Genomic DNA, 18,105 nt, shown 5'->3' with positions numbered 1-18,105 from the left:
TCTCTAAAGCTATTATTCCACCATGGCTATCGCTTCTGCGATATCCACTGCTACCAAGCGTGATACGCCTGGCTCCTGCATTGTTACCCCGGCAAGTTGCGAGGCCTTTTCCATTGTCACTTTATTGTGACTGATAAATATAAATTGAACCGTATCAGACATACTATGCACTAAATCGGCAAAACGTCCCACATTTACTTCATCTAGCGGTGCATCTACCTCATCAAGCATACAAAATGGCGCAGGATTTAAGCGAAATATAGCAAAAACCAAGGCCAAGGCAGTCAGCGCTTTTTCTCCGCCCGACAATAAACTAATGCTAGCATTCTTTTTACCCGGAGGTCGCGCCATTATAGTTACACCAGTTTCGAGTAAGTCGTCGGAAGACAGTTCAAGCCAAGCCTTACCCCCACCAAAAACCTTGGGGAAAAGCTGCTGTAAGTCTGCATCTACTTTAGCAAAAGTTTCACTAAATTTAGAACGAGTTTGACGGTCTATTTTGGCGATTGCTGTTTGCAGCACTTCAATAGCGGCTTCTAAATCAGTAAGTTGCGTGCTTAACTCTTGATAACGTGCATTCTGCTGTTCAAATTCTTCTTCCGCTGCTAAGTTGACCGCGCCTAATCGCTTCAAGCGCGCATCTACTTGGCTTAGTTCACTGGCATAATCGTCTTCTAAGCTGGCTTCTGGCAACGACAACTCAAGGTGTTTTAAGTTTTCACCTTGCTCCGCTAGTTGCTCTAACAATACGGTTCGACGCGCTAACAAACTTTGCTGCTCAATTCGTTGTTGCGTACCTTGCTCAATCAATTCTTTTAAACGTAGCTGCGCATCTTTTAACTGCTGAGCCAAAGCTTGCTGTTGTTCAACACTTTTATGGTGTGCTTCGCTAGCGCCTGTTTGCTGCTCTTCCAATTCTAAGTGTCGCTCTAGCAACTGTTCTATTTGCTCACCAAGCAGGGCTAGTTGCTCATCGTGCTCTTCGGGCTGCGCCTGCAACTGCAGTTCAAGCTCAGCCAACTTTTGCCGCTGATAGCTTTGCTGCTGCAGTTGGGCTTGATATTTTGCTTGCTGTTGCTGCAATAACAATTGCTGCTGATGACTAGCTTGTTGCTGTTGCTGCAAGCTCAAGCGTTGCTGCTTTAGAGTATCTGTCGCCAGTGCAGTTTGTTGTTGCAAGTATTTTTGCTTTTCGCTTTGCTGGTTTAATTCAGCCTGATGCTGTTCAAGTTGCTCTTCAAGCAAAAACTGCGATTCTTGATCTTGCTCCTGCGTAATCTGCAGCTCGGCGATTTGCTGCTGTATTTGCTCGGCTTGTTGCTTGGCAAAGGCTTGCTGTTGCTCTAATAAGGCTAAGCGGCTGCGCCAGTCGGCAAGCTCGGCCTTCACTGTCGCTAAGTTTTGGCTTAGCCATTTTATCTGTTCAGCCTGTTGCTGAGATTGCTGCTGCAGGTCTTGTTGTTCAAGCTTTATCTGAGTAGCGTTTTCCTCCAACTGAGCCAATAATTCTTGTAGCTGCTGGCGCTCTTGTTGCAGACTTAACAAAGAATGTTGGTAGTTCGGTGGGCTCAACTGCTGCCAGTATTTTCCTACCCACTCGCCCTTGGCGGTTATCAATGATTGTTCATGACTTAGATGCTCTCGCAAGCTTATCGCTTGCTCAAGATTATCTACCACTAGCACTTGGCCACATAAGTATCCAAGCTCAACATTCTCTAACTGTTCGGCTAAGCTGCTCAACGTTGCTAACTGAGGGGCGAGCTGATGACTTAGTTCAGGCGCAACTGCGCTTAATGCTAAGGGAAACTGGGCGTCTAGTTGCTCACACCACTCCGCTTGTAGCCATGTACTTAAAACCACATCTGCAGCCAACTCCCATCCAGCCTTCACGCCCAAAACATCAAGCAGTGGCTGCTGGGCTGTCTGCTCAACTTGCCCAAGCAATTTGTCTACACCCTGCAGGCGGGTTTCTTCAGCAGTTTGCTGTAATTGTGTTTGTTGCAATTGTTGTTGGCAGGCCGCTAGTTTGTCGGCTAAGTGCTGCTTAGAGTCCTCGGACTGTGCCAACCGCGTCTCAAGATCTTGTTGTTTGGGTTCGCTTTCGTCGAGCTGCTGAGTTAAACGCTTTAGAGCAGCTTCATCACCATCGGTGGTGTGACTTAAGCTTTGCTCTAATTGAGCAATCTGCTGCTTATGGCGCTGCTGCATTTGCTCACAATGGCGCAATTGGGCTTCGCACTGCTGCACAGAGTGACGCGCCTGTTGGCTCGCAGCTAAAAAGGCATTACTCTCAGCTAGGGCATCGGCATGCTGGTGCTCGGCGTCTTCCAGCTGTGGCTCTAACTCTAACAACACTTGCTGCTGCATTTCTTGTTGCAATTCTAGTTCTGCGATGGCTTCTTGTTCCAGCGCTAACTGCTCACTTAGCACCTCTAAGCTTGTGTTAATTTCAGCTTGCTGAGTTAAGTTGCGGTCGCGACTTTGTTGCGACTGACTTTGTTGTTGCTTGGTATGTAATTGTTGCTGCTCAAGTTTCGCCAACTCAGTTTTAAGTTGGTAACTTTGCTGCTGCAGATTTTGAATCTGTTCTTGCTGCTCTGCAATTTGATGGTTAAGCAAGCTAAGCTGGTTTTCCGTTTGAGTTATCAGGTGTTCTTCGTGCCTTTGCTGCTGTTCGGCCTGATCATTCCCCTGATTGCCCTTATCAATGCTCGCGTCTAACTGGCGCAACTCTTGAAGACAAATAAGTGCCTTTAGTTCACGATGACGCTCTCGATACTGGCGATAACGCTTAGCCGCTTGCGCTTGGGTTTTAAGCTTACTGACTTGTTGCGCAAGCTCTGATTCGATATCTCGCAGACGCAGAATATTTTCATCGGTGTGTTTAATGCGAAGCTCAGTTTCGCGTCGGCGTTCTTTATACTTAGACACGCCAGCTGCTTCTTCGATAAACACCCGCAGCTCTTGTGGCTTCGACTCGATTAAACGGCTAATCATGCCCTGTTCAATAATCGCGTAACTGCGCGGACCAAGACCCGTTCCTAAAAACAAATCGGTAATATCGCGTTTACGGCATTTAGCACCATTTAGCAGATAGTTGTTTTGACCATCTCGACTAACTTCTCGGCGAACGGCAATCTCGGCGTAACTAGCAAACTCTCCGCCAATTCGCCCTTGCTGGTTATCGAAAATCAATTCCACCATGGCTTTAGATACAGCGGCGCGCTTGGTTGAACCATTAAAAATAACATCGGTCATAGAGCCACCGCGCAAATGGCGGGCATTGCTCTCACCTAATACCCAGCGAACAGCGTCGATCACGTTTGACTTGCCACAGCCGTTTGGCCCTACTATGGCTGTCATATCGGTGGGAAAAGGGATGGTGGTTCGGTCAACGAAAGATTTAAACCCGGCGAGACGGATTTGTTTCAAGCGCATAAATGATTTTGCTTAATTTGTTGCTATTGTTAAGCAAGACTTTACCAGAGCTATCAACGCTTTGTAATATATGAGTCCATAAACAAACGAGGGATCACAACAATGACGCAGCATTCGCTTGCTTCTCGCAGCGGAATTTCTTACATCGCCCAGGGTTTTAGCTTAATTACTCAACCTGGTCTTCGGCTTTTTGTGATGATTCCTCTAATCGCTAACATTCTGTTGTTTGGTGCAGCATTCTTCTTTTTATACCAACAGTTAGGCACTTGGGTTCAACAAATTATTGATTACTTACCAAGCTGGCTAGATTGGCTAAGCTGGTTAATTTGGCCAACGGCGATAATCGCTATTTTGATGGTGTTTGGTTTTACCTTTAGCATTATTGGAAACTGGATTGCAGCGCCTTTTAACGGCTTATTAGCTGAAAAAGTTGAAATGCACCTTAGTGGCAAAAAAGTCGACGACATGTCGATAGTCGAACTCATCAAAGATTTACCACGCATCTTCTCTCGAGAACTGCAAAAGCTGTGGTACTGGCTACCCAAAGCTTTGGGATTATTACTGTTGTTTTTAATCCCTGCCATTGGCCAAACTATTGCGCCTGTACTGTGGTTTTTATTCTGTGCTTGGATGATGTGCATTCAATACATTGATTACCCTTTTGACAATCATCGCATTCCATTTGCTACTATGCGTGATCAACTTAAGCAAGACCGCATTCGCAACAGTGGATTTGGGGCGATCGTTTTATTTTTTAGTACCGTACCCCTATTAAACTTAATTATCATGCCGGTGGCGGTATGTGGTGCCACAGCAATTTGGGTCGATAGTTATCGAGACAAGCTGGTCGAGGAGAAGCAATAATGAAAACCAAACATCTATTATCGGGCTTAGTACTAAGTGTCAGCTTACTGAGTGCGGGCTCTGTGATGGCAGCAGCCAGCGCACTGCAAAAGATAAACTACGGCGAAGCCCAGGAAATGAATTTAACCAAAGTGGCCCAAAAAACCTTTTTGAGCAACTTGGACTTAGATTTAGCGGAAAAAGAAGCCGTGGAATGGGCCAGTACCCAAAACGCTAGCCACTACTCGGTTTATACCGTAGAGCGCAGCCCTAAAAGAGATCGCTACCGCGTATCCATTGTGGTTTACAGCAACTAAGCGGCACACTCTGGTTTATCACTATATTGAGCAGCAATCTCGACAAATTGCTGCTCGCATCGGCAAAATGCCTCAACTACTGCAGGGTCAAAATGCGAGCCCTTCCCTTCTAAAATAATCTGCTTAGCTTTGTCGTGAGAAAAAGCAGGTTTGTATACCCGCTTAGAAATGAGCGCATCATAAACATCTGCCAAGGCCATTAAGCGCGCACTTAAGGGAATGTCATTTCCAGCTAACCCTTCGGGGTAACCACTTCCATCCCATTTCTCGTGATGAGATAAAGCGATTTCTTTAGCATATTGCAGGAAGGCCGCATCCTCACTGCCAAACTGGCGTTCAGCTTCGGCTAAAGCATCGGCTCCTATTTCAGGATGCTGGCGCATGATCTGCCACTGTTCATCATCAAGTTGACCGGGCTTAAGTAAAATGGCGTCTGGGATCCCCACTTTTCCTATGTCATGTAAGGGGGCTGACTTATAGATTAAATCAATAATCTGAGGGCTTAATAAATTGCTAAAACCTTGCTCATTTTGCAGTGCCTCAGCCAAGGCTTTAACGTAGTACTGGGTACGTAGAATATGCGCGCCGGTTTCATTGTCACGGGTTTCTGCTAGTGTCGCCAAACTGTGAATGGCGATATCTCGCGTTTGCTGAAGCGACAAAGTACTGCGTTGTAAACTAGCAATCATTGAATTAGTGCGCTGTGCTATCAAGCCAAATTCATCACTACTACTAATGGTGACCTGAGTATCTAATTGGCCGGCTTGTACCTTAGCCAAGCTATGATTTTCGTTTTCTAGCAAACGCTTTAGGTTACGTGAGTAACTGCTTATTACTCTTAGCACGTAGGCCAATACCACCAGCAATACAAAGCTTAGTTCGATAACAATATAACGCTGAGCCACTTCAATCGGGTAGAGATCTGAACCAACATTTACCAACCAATCTAAATCCTTATTAATCACCAAAAAGATAACACCTGCTAGCACGAAAGCGCTGGCCGCTGCGAAGGCTGAAAACTTTTGACTAACAGAATAAGGTTGCGGCTTAATCTGTAAGTGTTGGCCAGCACTCTCTAAGTCTTGAGCAATTTGCCACTCCTTAAACAAGGCTAAATCTGCCGCTACATAAAAGCCCAAAGCAGCCAAACCTAAAATAACCTTTAAGTTTGACTCCCAAGGCGGCTCAAACATCATTAAGTTATAACTAACGATGCTTAAGGCCATGATTAAAAACAGTGAAAAATCGAGAGTGAACTGGGCGCTTACTTGCTGTTCTTTTGGCTTCTTCTCTATTGCCAAACAGGCAAAGCGCCTCGCCAACAAGGTGACAAGAAAACTAATAATGATAGGGAGTAATAATTGAAGAGGCGTTTGAGCTTCCAAAAACGGACAAACTTGAACGCCATAAATAGAAAACAACACCATGGCAATTAGCCAGTGCTTACTTGCTAAACGCGCAACCTTTTCCATTTGTATCTCTCATCCTTTTAGCTGTTAAACGCTATTAAGCTTCAGTGTAAAGTTATACCAGACAACCGTATGTTAACTATTAAACAAAATAATGGGATGAAAGATAATAGTTAATCAGCTCGCAGTTTTGGCACTGCAAGTTTGTGGTTGCCTCATCATCTAGTCCAATTGCAGCTTAAAACTAACAATGCTTATAGCTTCAATAATAGACCTAGAGCCAGCTATAACTGCATTTATTCACAAGTCTTCTACAAATCCTAGCTTTATGGCATATCAATTTATCTCTTAATTACATAACGTTATAAATAAACGTTACTTCCCCTTCCCGAATAGCGCGTTATGCTAGTAACACAGTAATGCTGCTAAGTGCCGATAACCACTGATTGTAGCAAGCCTATTAACCTTAAAAAGGACGTTTCAATGAGTAAGATTTACGAAGACAATTCCCTGACTATCGGTCGCACTCCGCTAGTTCGCCTTAACCGCGTAAGCAAAGGTAACGTACTGGCTAAAGTAGAAAGCCGTAACCCAAGCTTCAGTGTTAAATGTCGTATTGGTGCAAACTTAGTATGGGATGCAGAAAAGAAAGGCTTATTGGGTCCAGGTAAAGAAATCATTGAACCTACCAGTGGTAATACCGGTATTGCTTTAGCATTTGTTGCAGCATCTCGCGGTTACCCAATCACCCTTACCATGCCAAACACCATGAGCTTAGAGCGTCGTAAATTGCTTAAAGCATTGGGTGCTAACTTAGTGTTAACTGAAGGCGCTAAAGGCATGAAAGGCGCTATCGGTAAAGCTGAAGAAATTCGTGATGGCAACCCAGAGAAATACGTATTACTAGGTCAATTTGATAACCCAGCTAACCCAGAAATTCACGAGAAAACAACTGGCCCAGAGATTTGGGAAGATACAGACGGTGAAATTGATGTGTTTGTAGCGGGTGTGGGTACCGGTGGTACAATTACAGGTGTTAGCCGTTACATTAAACTGGAACAAGGCAAAAGCATCACTTCTGTTGCAGTAGAGCCAGTTGATTCTCCAGTTATTGCGCAAGCTAAAGCGGGTGAAGATCTAACTCCTGGTCCACACAAAATTCAAGGTATTGGTGCAGGCTTCATCCCTGGCAACCTAGATTTAGAAATGGTTGACGCGGTTGAGCAAGTAACTAACGAAGACGCTATAGCTATGGCTCAACGCTTAATGGAAGAAGAAGGTATTTTAGCGGGTATCTCTTCAGGCGCCGCTGTTGTAGCTGCGAACCGTATCGCTGAAAAGCCAGAATTTGCAGATAAAACGATTGTTGTGATTCTGCCAAGCTCAGGTGAGCGTTACTTATCAAGTGCTTTATTTGCTAACATTTTCACTGAACAAGAAAACGTTCAATAAGTAAATTTAAGCAAGTAATCAATAAGCAACCTGTGAAGGTTGCTTTTTTTTGCGACAAAGACTTTATTTTCAAAGAAAATTAACCATTAAGACTTGTGCAACAAAACTGCAAAAACTATACTCCAAACCGCTAAATAATGCGCTTCACAATGTATCATTTTGTAACAAAAGGTATCAAAATTGACACATTGTTCACTTCGATAAATTAGTATTATTTATTAAATTACATAGGGTTACAGACAAAACCCCTATGTAATATTAAGTAACACTGTACAACTAAATAGGAAAATTTGACGTAGATTAAACTTTACCAAAGGCTTTTACGTTATTTTTTTCTCGAAAACGTTTTACTAATAAGCGTCTAAGCTTATATCAAGCTATAGGCGACATAATTTAACTTGAGGAATGATTGTATGTTTGAGAAAAGTGTTGTTATCACCGCCGAAAATGGTCTTCATACTCGCCCTGCGGCACAATTTGTAAAAGAAGCAAAAGCATTTTCTAGCGATATCACTGTTGAGAGTAATGGCAAATCTGCCAGTGCCAAAAGCCTTTTTAAACTACAAACTCTTGGCCTAACTAAAGGCACTAGTGTGGTAATTCGCGCTGAAGGCGAAGACGAAACTGCCGCTGTAGAAAAACTAGTTGCGTTAATGGATGAACTTGAATAAGTCAGCATTTTTATAAGTCCGTTAATCAGTTCAACTAAATAGGTGTAGGTTATGATTTCAGGTATTCTGGCATCTCCAGGAATTTCAATTGGTAAAGCACTGCTACTTGCGGAACAAGAAGTAGTGATTAACCAAACAAATATCGACGCAGCGCAGGTAGAAAGCGAAGTACAACGCTTTTTCGATGGACGTAATAAAACTTCTGCACAGCTCGAAGAAATTAAAATAATGGCAGGTAAAACCTTCGGTGAAGAGAAAGAAGCTATCTTCGAAGGACATATCATGCTGTTAGAAGATGAAGAGCTTGAAGAGGAAATTCTAGCCTGCATCAAAGATAACTTGCTTAGCGCCGACAATGCAGCTCATACCATTATCGAGCAAAACGCGCAGATGCTAGCCGAGTTAGACGACCCTTACCTAAAAGAACGCGCAACGGACTTTCGCGACATAGGTTCTCGTTTAGTTAAAAACATTCTAGGCATCGAGATTGTTTCTTTAAGTACTATTACTGAAGAAGTAATTTTAGTCGCCAACGATTTAACCCCTTCAGAAACAGCTCAAATTAACTTAGATAAAGTACTAGGTTTTGTTACTGATATCGGCGGTCGTACTTCTCACACTTCTATTATGGCTCGCTCTTTAGAGCTACCAGCTGTTGTTGGTACCAACGACGTAACCCAACAGGTTAAAAATGGCGATATCATTGCGTTAGATGCATTAAACAATGAAGTTGTTATCAACCCAAGCGATGAGCAACTAGCCACCTATAAACAGCGCCAACAAAGCTACATCGATGAAAAAGCTGAACTTGCCAAGTTAAAAGACCTACCTGCGGTTTCTTTAGATGGCCATCAAATTGAAGTATGTGCCAACATTGGCACCATTAAAGATGTAGACGGCGCTCACCGCAACGGCTCAGAAGGTGTTGGTTTATACCGTACCGAGTTTTTGTTCATGGATCGTGACTCACTGCCTAGCGAAGACGAGCAGTTCGAAGCTTACAAAGCTGTAGTAGAAGCGATGCAAGGCCACCCAGTGATTATCCGTACTATGGATATCGGTGGCGATAAAGACTTACCTTACTTAGATTTGCCAAAAGAGATGAATCCATTCTTGGGTTGGCGTGCAATTCGTATCTTCTTCGACCGAGAAGAAATTATGAATGCTCAACTTCGTGCGCTATTACGTGCGTCTGCTTTTGGTAAAGTGCGCATTATGTTCCCGATGATTGTTTCGGTTGAAGAGATTCGCAAGTTAAATGGTGTGTTAGATACACTAAAAGCCGAGTTACGTGCTGAAGGCATCGCCTTTGATGAAGAAGTTGAAGTTGGCGTAATGGTTGAAACACCTGCAGCAGCGGCTATTGCTCACCATTTAATTAAAGAAGTAGACTTCTTTAGTATTGGAACCAACGACTTAACTCAGTACACTCTAGCAGTAGATCGTGGCAACGAGCTTATTTCTTCACTCTATAACCCAATGTCACCCGCTGTCCTTACTTTAATCAAGCAAGTTATTGATGCTTCACATGCTGAAGGTAAGTGGACAGGTATGTGTGGTGAGTTGGCTGGTGATGAAACTGCCACCTTGTTATTGATGGGAATGGGCTTAGATGAATTTTCAATGAGTGCCATTTCTATACCAAGGATCAAAAAACTGATCCGTAATTCAAACTATGCTGATGTGAAGAAATTAGCCGATCAAGCTTTAGCGTTGCCAACAGCCGCTGAAATTGAAACGTTAGTTGACACTTTTGTTAAACAAAATTCCGTCTGTTAAGATAGTTACAACTGCACAATACATAAGAATTTAGGAGCGCCATAATGGGTCTATTCGACAAATTCAAGAAAATGGTTTCAGATGATAGTTCAAGCAAAGGCGGGATCGATATTATCGCCCCACTATCAGGTGAAATCGTTCCTATTGAAGAAGTGCCTGATGTAGTATTTGCTGAGAAAATCGTGGGCGATGGTATCGCGATTAAGCCAAGCGGTAACAAAATGGTAGCGCCATGTGATGGTACCATTGGTAAGATTTTTGAAACTAACCACGCGTTTTCACTAGAATCAACCGACGGCGTAGAACTGTTTGTTCACTTCGGTATTGATACCGTTGAGCTAAAAGGTGAAGGTTTCACTCGTATCGCGGCTGAAGGCCAAGAAGTGAAACAAGGTGATGTGATTATTGAGTTTGATCTAGCCGTACTAGAAGAAAAAGCAAAATCAACGCTAACGCCCGTGGTTATCTCTAACATGGACGAGATTAAAGAATTAGTGAAAAAATCAGGTTCTGTAACCATTAGCGAAACGCCGGTACTAACCATTATTAAATAAACTGGGCTTTTGCCTAAGTGATTAAACCACGCTATTTAGCGTGGTTTTTTTTGCCTTAAACTCACTCAAAGCCTTAATACCATTCACACTAAGTAAGTTTTCAGAAATAACGTAGGAAAAATACTCGAGAATAAGGCAGGATTTTTCGATAAGTAGTTATTCTACAATCAAAAATTCTAACGCAGTTATCGAGTATTTTAACCAGATAAAATGAACAGTTACTTAGTACGATTGGTATAAATCCCTTACCAGCTAAATTGGTCGATGAGCTTTGCCTTCAGCTCTGGTATTCTTAGCCAAAATAAAAAAGGGAACATACATGTCTGCAACAAACATAGTAATGTTCGGGATCCCCAACTGCGACACTATTAAAAAAGCCCGCCGTTGGTTAAACGAACACAACATTGAATTTAGCTTCCACGACTATCGTAAAGATGGTGTTAGTGTTGAACAAATTAGCCATTGGTGTGAACAGCTGGGTTGGGAAGTCGTTTTGAACAAACGTGGAACCACTTATCGCCAGCTAAGTGACCAACAAAAAGCTGACCTAAATAAAGATACAGCCATTCAACTGCTGGCCGAGTATCCAGCAATGATTAAACGCCCGTTACTTCAAGTTGACCAGTCTTTCACGCTTGGTTTTAAAGCCGACCAATACCAACAACTCTTTTCTCCGGAAGCATAAATCCATGTCAGATAGCCCAGTTTTACACTTAGCAAAAGATCTTATCAGCCGTCCGTCGGTGACCCCTGAAGACTGCGATTGCCAAAAGCTAATGGCCGACCGACTAAAGGCAGTTGGTTTTAACATTGAAGAAATGGTATTTGAAGACACCACCAATATGTGGGCGCGTAAAGGTGATACCGGCCCACTGTTTTGTTTTGCTGGACATACTGATGTAGTACCTCCTGGGCCTGCAGAAAAATGGCATACCCCACCCTTTGAGCCCACTGTTATTGATGGCATTCTACATGGGCGCGGAGCGGCTGACATGAAAGGCTCTTTAGCTGCCATGGTCGTTGCTACTGAGCGATTTGTGGCTGATTACCCTAATCACATAGGTTCTATCTCGTACTTAATCACCTCTGATGAAGAAGGACCTTTTATTAATGGTACAACCCGCGTGGTCGATACCTTAATGGCACGTAACGAACTGATTGATATGTGCTTGGTGGGTGAGCCATCCTCTACTCATCACGTTGGTGATGTAGTTAAAAATGGTCGCCGCGGCTCATTAACTGGAGATTTAACGGTAAAAGGTGTGCAAGGCCATGTGGCTTACCCCCACCTAGCTAAAAACCCTATTCATGATGCTGCACCAGCTCTTGCAGAACTAGCGGCAATGCATTGGGATAATGGTAATCAATTCTTCCCACCAACAAGCTTTCAAATTGCCAATATTCACGCTGGTACAGGTGCTTCTAATGTGATTCCTGGTGAGTTAGATGTTCAATTTAACTTCCGCTACTCAACTGAGCTAACGGATAGTGAGATTGTAAAACGGGTACACAATATCTTTGATAGCCACGGTTTAGATTACCAGTTAGATTGGACCTACAATGGCCAACCATTCTTAACTGAGGAAGGCGACTTCTTGTCTGCGGTGAGCAACGCGGTCAGCAAGGTAACCAAGAAAGCTCCTGAGCTACTCACTACTGGAGGCACGTCTGACGGTCGTTTCATTGCAAAAATGGGGACACAGGTGGTCGAGCTTGGCCCAGTTAACGCTACTATTCATAAAGTGAATGAGTGCGTTAAAGTGGCTGATTTAGAACAGTTAGCAGATATGTACTACGAGCTGTTAGTAAACGTTCTTGGCGGCAATGAGTAAACTTGCCAAGCCTCTAGCCCTTTATGGGCTAGACAAGAGCGAACTAATTGATGACTCCGAGCTTGCTTGGGTTCATCGCTTGGTTTTATCTGATCTCAAAAAGCTTATCAAAGCGGCTGCGCGGGCTGGGTTTAACCTAAGCATTTTTAGTGGTTATCGAGATTTTCACCGCCAACTGGCGATCTGGAATAACAAATGGAATGGTCTGCGTCCAATTCTTGATGCCAATAGTCGCCCACTGGATATCTCAAGCCTAAGCGATGAGCAAAAGCTGCATGCTATTTTGCGTTGGTCTGCTTTACCTGGCACCAGCCGCCATCATTGGGGCACCGATTTTGATTTCTACGACCCCAAACTACTACCATCAGGAACTCGTCTAGAACTCATCCCCCAAGAGTATGCAGAGCAAGGTTGCCAGCACGCCTTATCGATATGGTTAAATGAATATGCTCAAGATTTTGGTTTTTTCTACCCTTATCTGCGCTTTAAGGGCGGCGTAGAGTTTGAACCATGGCACTTGAGCCACCTAGCCACCAGCCAAACAATGATGAGCAAACTCGATGCTAGCCAAACCCTAGAACACTTAAGAAATAACCAGGTGGCAGGCTTCGCTTGTATTGAACAGCACATCGAACAAATTTTTAGCCAATACGTTACCAATATCTGTTTACCGGAGACCTAATGCCAAGCTTGTATACCACCTTGTTTGTTAGCCTTGTTAGTTGTTCTGCACTGGCCTTTCTTGTATTGATGCTGGTTTTACATAAGGGAGAGTTATGCCCTGGGCAAACAGGCAGAATTCAACGTCAATTAAGCACACTTGTTAGCTTTATAACCTTGGCAGGTTTAAGTGGATTTGAAAGCCAACAAGCAACTTGGTTAGTAGGCTTAGTCTTCGCCAGTGCGTTAATCGGTTGGGTACTTACTTTCAAAATCAACAAGCTTAAACACAAACGCAGCCTAAATATTAACCTTTGGTGGTTAATGGGTATGCCACTGTTATTAGCCGCTACGGTTGTTTTGCTGCAACATAGTATTGGGACCTTTAGCTTCATTGCTTGTGCGGCGGCAATTGCTCACTGGCTAATGGTTAAGGCTAAACACCGCTTAACAAGCTTTGATAAACTACTGCCATTTGCCGGGCTTGCTGCGGCAATGTGTAGCCTTGTGGCAGTGTGTATTTATCTCGTTTTAAACCAAACACTCTTGGAACAATCTGATACAGTTAAGCACTTTGTAGTAATGAGCAGCTTGTTATTGCTAGCAACTCTGTTGTGGTTATTCCCGCAACTAAAGAAAACAGCCCCGCCAGCCCCCTTATTATTGGCCGTGGCGTTTATTAGCTTTATTTCTAGCCTTAAGCTTCAAGCACTCAGCGTTTAACAGGCTAAACTAGCTTTGGCACAGCTAGTTTGAATACCCACATATCAGGATTTGGAGGCTTACCATGGCTATCGGATACGTTATTCTTATCATTGCTCTGGTACTGGGGTTTATCCTTGGCAACTTGATGCTGCTCAGGCACATGGACCGATTTAGCATCAAGACAAAACTGCCTAAATCAATAAAGTCGCACGACTCAGAGCAACGTTAAATCGCCCATTAATAGTAAACTCCCCAAGCTTTACTGCTGCTGTTCCTTTTGCTTTTCTAAAGCCTGCAAATAAACATCTCTGGCCTTGAGTGAACCGGCTTGCTCGGCATCTTCTACAAGCTTCAAGGCCTGTTGTTCATTTCCGTTCGCGATAGACTGTCGAATTAGCTGCCCAAACATTGCGTCTACCTCTGGATCAATAACCGGCGTTGTCGTTTCGCTTGTCGCCTCATTTGCGCCAATCGTATCTACGCTAGAGTTACTGGCTTCCCCAGCAGCAGTGGTAGCAGTTGTTTCTGTAGAATTAGCGCCTACACTTTCCACACTGGAATGACTGGGTTCAACCGCTATAGAGCTATTTTCAGCTGTATCCACATTTTGACTGCTGCATGCGCTTAGAGCGAATACAGCACCAATAATTAGTATAAATCTCATAACATCTTCCTTTTAGTCTATCAGTTACTTATTTAATACGAATACAAGCCAAAATAAGTTTAGCCAAGAGTGAGTAGATAAGCCCACTTTAAGCTGGGGAAGAACTCTCAACTAAAAACAAATGGCTTTTCACACTGTAATAGTCAATTGCCTATAGGGCAAAGATGCAAGAAAAAACATAAAAGGCTAATAAAAAAGGCCTCTTAAAGAGGCCTTATAAATCTAGCTTAATGCGAGCGAGTATTATCGAGACAAGCTATCGCTTGTATCTAAGCCCATCTTCATCAGAATGGCTAAGTACGGATACAGCGCTTTTACTTCACTTGGCTTAAGTACAACACCTTCATTATCACTTAAGGTAATTTGAGTAACATTGCCATTTGAGCCCACCGTAAAGATGTAGTCTTTTTCTTCAAACTCCATGGTGCTTAAACCATAGTTTTCAAGAACTTGCTCCGGTGGACGCTCGTAAGTTAAGTACAAGCTGCCAGAGTTAGCAATGTAATCAGTAATAGTGAAACCCGCTAGAGGTAATACTAAACGCAAACGCTTCATGGTTTTTTCCATGTTAGCACGCGCTTTGTAGTAAGCAGCACCGCTATCGTTTACTAATACTAAGTTAACCGTCTCATCGTAAAGCTGTTCTTTCTCGGCTTCACTCATGGCCGCCAAGCGCGCTTCTTCACGTTGCGCCGCAAGCTGTTCTTCTAGCTCTTCACGTCGGTCACTTATATAACCAATTAAGCGATTAAGCTCTACCACTGCAAGGCGCTGCTTGTCGAACTCATCTAAATCAATCGCTAAGTCTCCACCGTCGCGATAAATCTCACCGTCGATAAAGCTTACTTTTAGACCAGCGGTTCGACCATGAGGTTTAACATCTAGCTGATAGGTAAATTTTTGGCGTTGCTCCATTACTGTGTCGCTGGAGAAAAACCACCAACTACCTTCTACAGTTTCGGCATCAACTAACCAATTTGATTCGATTATAGCTTGCTGGTCATCACGGCGAGCGATAGAAGAGTCACGATAGGCAATATAGTCACTAATGGTTTGCATCATCGTAGCTGTTGTTTCGGTAGCGGTTTGGGCTTGTAGAATATCAAACCAAAAAATCAGACCGTCTTCGGTATTTTCGATACGGCTTCCCGCGATGAGCGGTATAATTTGCACAGGTGCGCGAACATCTACCGCCGACCCGACTAAAACTTCCTCTTTAGCTTGCGGTGTTGGAATAACAAATTCACTACTTTGCTCAGGTGGTGTTATCCCTTCTGGGATCACTAAAGGCTCTACTTGAGTAGCTTCTAAATACTCAAAGCCTCGCTCAGCCTGACGGTGTTTCTCACCGCTACTAGAGCATGCTGCCAGAGTCGCTACTAGGCTGCCAAAAAACACGACTTTCATCGTTGGAAAAGAAACTAGTTGCATATCCCACTACATCTACAAACAAAAATATTTACTGGTAAGCGATTTCGTCATACGAAAACAATCCAGAGTAAGGGCGCTATACTACTTAGCCACTTTCATAAACACAAGGCGAAAACATTCAGGGCTTGATACAAACTCACCTTTTACTTTCTGCTAAATTTATATGCGCTAGAATTCCCAGCTTTAAGCAAGTATCCTGACACACTAAATCTAGCTAAATATGTAAAACGGAATATGAGTCAACATCTTGTGGTCACCGCTGTTGGCAGTAATCGGCCAGGCATCGTCAATCAATTAACTCAACTGGTTTCTAGCTGCGGCTGTAACATTGTAGATAGCCGAATGGCACTCTTTGGCTCAGAGTTTACCTTAATCATGCTAGTGGCCGGTACTCATAATGCCATTATTCAAATAGAGACTCGATTACCCGCAACCGCGCAAGAATTGCAACTGCTAACGGTAATGAAAAAAACCTCGCGCCACGAATTGATCGATTACTCACATGCCGCCGTTTTGCAATTAACTTTGCCTGATGCAACCGGGGTGATTAGCAAAGTGACCCAATTTATCAGCGACCATCAAATGAATATGGTGAGCTTAAAATCAAATCTGTTCACTAAGAATAATATTGAGATGTTACACGCTGAGTTTGACGTAAAGCTAAACCAAACCCATCAACCAGAACAAATTGAACAGGCATTTGCACAACTATGCCAAGAGTTAGGCAGCGAGCAGTTCAATTTACAAATTTTGTCAAATTAAGTACCACTATAAAGGACACCTTTAATGAACACATTGACGGCCGGAGCTGCTGCTCCGCAATTTGATTTGCCAAACCAAGATGAAAAGCGCATTAAACTTAGCGACTACGCAGGTAAAAAAGTATTGGTGTATTTTTACCCTAAAGCCTTAACGCCGGGTTGTACTACCCAAGCTTGTGGCTTGCGTGACAGCATTGAACAGCTCAAAGATGCGAACACTGTAGTATTTGGGGTAAGCCCAGATCCAGTAAAACGCCTACCTAAATTTATAGAAAAACATCAGCTTAACTTTGATTTACTGTCTGACGAAGATCATGCAGTTGCCGACCAATTCGGAGTTTGGGGTTTAAAGAAGTTTATGGGTAAAGAATACGATGGTATTCACCGCATTAGCTTTTTAATCGACGAGCAAGGCCAAATTGAGCATGTGTTTAATAAGTTTAAAACTAAAGAGCACCATCAAGTAGTGCTCGATTACTTAAACCAATAACTATTCAGCAGAGGTTGAGGGCTCGTTGTCCTCAACCTTTTCTATATGGTGCGGCCAGGCATTCATTACCGCTTTCACCAAAGTGGCTAGTGGAATTGCAAAGAATACTCCCCAAAATCCCCACAAGCCGCCAAACACCAACACCGCGACAATAATTGCCAAGGGGTGAAGGTTAACCGCTTCTGAGAACAAAATGGGCACCAATACGTTACCATCAATCACCTGTATTATGCCGTAAGCCAGAATAAGGTAACCAAATTGAGGGCTTAACCCCCACTGGAATAAGCCAACCATAGCAACCGGTAGGGTTACTGCAAAGGCACCAATGAAGGGAATAAGTACCGACAAACCCACTAACACGCCAAGTAATGCCGAGTAACGCAGATCCATAATTGCGAACACAATATAGCTAGCACCGCCCACGAGCAGTATTTCAATCGCTTTGCCGCGAATATAATTAATCACTTGGCCATTCATTTCTGACCATACTTGAGTTAACAAACGACGATCATTAGGCAAAAAGCGCGACACGCTATTCAGTAACACTTGTTTGTCACTTAGCATGAAAAACACCATCAACGGCACCAACACGCTATACACCAGCACCGTGGCTAAGTTGATAATTGACGAAAGTGAAGACTGCAACAATTGCTCTCCCACGCCCATTAAGCGGGTTCTAACATTGTCTACCACACTTTCTACTAAGGCACCGTCGATAAACTCTGGGTATTGCTGTGGCAGAGACTCAAGCCATTGCTGAGTGCTGTTGAGCATCACCGGGTACTCACTGAGTAAGTTCATCCCCTGCCCCCACACGGTGGGCAAAATGCGTAATACAGTAAATGTGGCAATCAGGAAAAATATGAGTAGCACTAAGGCGCTAGCAAAGCCCCGGCGAAATCCGTGATTGGCTAAAAAGCTCACTGGCCAATCCAACAAGTAAGCAAGTACTAAAGCAATAAGTAATGGTGCGAGTAAATTGCCAAAGAAATACAGCAGCACAAAACCAATAACCAACACAAGAGCCATAGCCACCGCTTCCGGATCAGAAAACATGCGGCGGTACCAATTTGATAAGACTTTAAACATAGTTACAGCT

18 protein-coding genes are annotated in these 18,105 nt (G+C 43.5%); 13 read left to right on the top strand and 5 right to left on the bottom strand.

The window, feature by feature from the left end; all coding sequences use genetic code 11:
- Positions 1–12: 12 nt before the first annotated feature.
- Positions 13–3,438: a chromosome segregation protein SMC gene (gene smc, locus K5620_RS06350; protein WP_040307621.1), complete on the bottom strand. Its 3,426-nt coding sequence runs from the start codon at positions 3,436–3,438 to the stop codon at positions 13–15.
- A gap of 102 nt (positions 3,439–3,540) precedes the next feature.
- Between smc and cysZ the strand changes: the two genes are divergently transcribed.
- Both cysZ and K5620_RS06340 read left to right on the top strand, forming a co-directional pair.
- A complete protein-coding gene (gene cysZ, locus K5620_RS06345) occupies positions 3,541–4,302 on the top strand; it encodes a sulfate transporter CysZ (protein WP_016403633.1) in 762 nt (253 codons plus the stop codon).
- Positions 4,302–4,598 (top strand): hypothetical protein, encoded by a 297-nt coding sequence (locus tag K5620_RS06340; RefSeq protein WP_016403634.1) that lies wholly within the window; start codon positions 4,302–4,304, stop codon positions 4,596–4,598. The genes cysZ and K5620_RS06340 overlap by 1 nt, the downstream gene beginning before the upstream one ends.
- Here the strand turns inward: K5620_RS06340 and K5620_RS21700 are convergent.
- The gene (locus K5620_RS21700; protein WP_016403635.1) at positions 4,595–6,070 is read right to left on the bottom strand and encodes an HD-GYP domain-containing protein; all 1,476 of its coding nucleotides are present in this window, start codon (positions 6,068–6,070) and stop codon (positions 4,595–4,597) included. The two genes, K5620_RS06340 and K5620_RS21700, sit on opposite strands and share 4 nt — an antisense overlap.
- A 420-nt stretch (positions 6,071–6,490) precedes the next feature.
- Between K5620_RS21700 and cysK the strand changes: the two genes are divergently transcribed.
- The 9 genes from cysK (at position 6,491) to K5620_RS06290 (ending at position 13,889) form a co-directional block, all read left to right on the top strand.
- Complete coding sequence (gene cysK / locus K5620_RS06330) at positions 6,491–7,459, top strand: cysteine synthase A (RefSeq protein WP_016403636.1); 969 nt, start codon at positions 6,491–6,493, stop codon at positions 7,457–7,459.
- A gap of 413 nt (positions 7,460–7,872) precedes the next feature.
- Positions 7,873–8,130 (top strand): HPr family phosphocarrier protein, encoded by a 258-nt coding sequence (locus K5620_RS06325; RefSeq protein ID WP_016403637.1) that lies wholly within the window; start codon positions 7,873–7,875, stop codon positions 8,128–8,130.
- Between the two features lie 51 nt (positions 8,131–8,181).
- Positions 8,182–9,909, top strand: a complete 1,728-nt coding sequence (gene ptsI / locus K5620_RS06320; protein WP_016403638.1) for a phosphoenolpyruvate-protein phosphotransferase PtsI — start codon at positions 8,182–8,184, stop codon at positions 9,907–9,909.
- 44 nt (positions 9,910–9,953) lie between these two features.
- A complete protein-coding gene (crr, locus tag K5620_RS06315) occupies positions 9,954–10,463 on the top strand; it encodes a PTS glucose transporter subunit IIA (RefSeq protein WP_016403639.1) in 510 nt (169 codons plus the stop codon).
- Between the two features lie 319 nt (positions 10,464–10,782).
- Complete coding sequence (locus tag K5620_RS06310; protein WP_016403640.1) at positions 10,783–11,148, top strand: ArsC family reductase; 366 nt, start codon at positions 10,783–10,785, stop codon at positions 11,146–11,148.
- 4 nt (positions 11,149–11,152) lie between these two features.
- Entirely contained in the window at positions 11,153–12,295 is a 1,143-nt protein-coding gene (gene dapE / locus K5620_RS06305) for a succinyl-diaminopimelate desuccinylase (RefSeq protein ID WP_016403641.1), read from the top strand.
- Complete coding sequence (locus K5620_RS06300; RefSeq protein ID WP_016403642.1) at positions 12,288–12,977, top strand: M15 family metallopeptidase; 690 nt, start codon at positions 12,288–12,290, stop codon at positions 12,975–12,977. Before dapE ends, K5620_RS06300 begins: the two co-directional genes overlap by 8 nt.
- Positions 12,977–13,678: a hypothetical protein gene (locus K5620_RS06295; RefSeq protein WP_016403643.1), complete on the top strand. Its 702-nt coding sequence runs from the start codon at positions 12,977–12,979 to the stop codon at positions 13,676–13,678. The genes K5620_RS06300 and K5620_RS06295 overlap by 1 nt, the downstream gene beginning before the upstream one ends.
- Before the next feature lie 64 nt (positions 13,679–13,742).
- Complete coding sequence (locus K5620_RS06290; RefSeq protein ID WP_084682008.1) at positions 13,743–13,889, top strand: DUF2897 family protein; 147 nt, start codon at positions 13,743–13,745, stop codon at positions 13,887–13,889.
- A gap of 30 nt (positions 13,890–13,919) precedes the next feature.
- Here K5620_RS06290 and K5620_RS06285 read toward each other — a convergent pair whose 3' ends face one another.
- Together K5620_RS06285 and bamC are read right to left on the bottom strand one after the other, a co-directional pair.
- Positions 13,920–14,324, bottom strand: coding sequence for a hypothetical protein (locus tag K5620_RS06285; RefSeq protein ID WP_040307622.1), 405 nt, complete (start codon positions 14,322–14,324; stop codon positions 13,920–13,922).
- Between the two features lie 243 nt (positions 14,325–14,567).
- Entirely contained in the window at positions 14,568–15,755 is a 1,188-nt protein-coding gene (gene bamC / locus K5620_RS06280; RefSeq protein WP_221077458.1) for an outer membrane protein assembly factor BamC, read from the bottom strand.
- Positions 15,756–15,989: 234 nt separating this feature from the next.
- On the opposite strand from bamC, the gene K5620_RS06275 reads away from it, so the two are divergent.
- Together K5620_RS06275 and bcp are read left to right on the top strand one after the other, a co-directional pair.
- The gene (locus K5620_RS06275; protein ID WP_016403647.1) at positions 15,990–16,517 is read left to right on the top strand and encodes a glycine cleavage system transcriptional repressor; all 528 of its coding nucleotides are present in this window, start codon (positions 15,990–15,992) and stop codon (positions 16,515–16,517) included.
- 24 nt (positions 16,518–16,541) lie between these two features.
- Positions 16,542–17,006, top strand: coding sequence for a thioredoxin-dependent thiol peroxidase (gene bcp, locus K5620_RS06270; RefSeq protein ID WP_016403648.1), 465 nt, complete (start codon positions 16,542–16,544; stop codon positions 17,004–17,006).
- Here the strand turns inward: bcp and K5620_RS06265 are convergent, their stop codons facing one another.
- Positions 17,007–18,095 carry an AI-2E family transporter gene (locus K5620_RS06265; protein ID WP_051147670.1) on the bottom strand — a complete coding sequence of 363 codons (1,089 nt, stop codon included), beginning with the start codon at positions 18,093–18,095 and terminating at the stop codon, positions 17,007–17,009. It lies immediately after the preceding gene.
- Between the last annotated feature and the right edge of the window lie 10 nt (positions 18,096–18,105).

It is taken from the genome of Agarivorans albus, from assembly GCF_019670105.1.
GTDB classification, from domain to species: domain Bacteria; phylum Pseudomonadota; class Gammaproteobacteria; order Enterobacterales; family Celerinatantimonadaceae; genus Agarivorans; species Agarivorans albus.
This window is presented reverse-complemented; position numbering and strand designations above follow the sequence as displayed.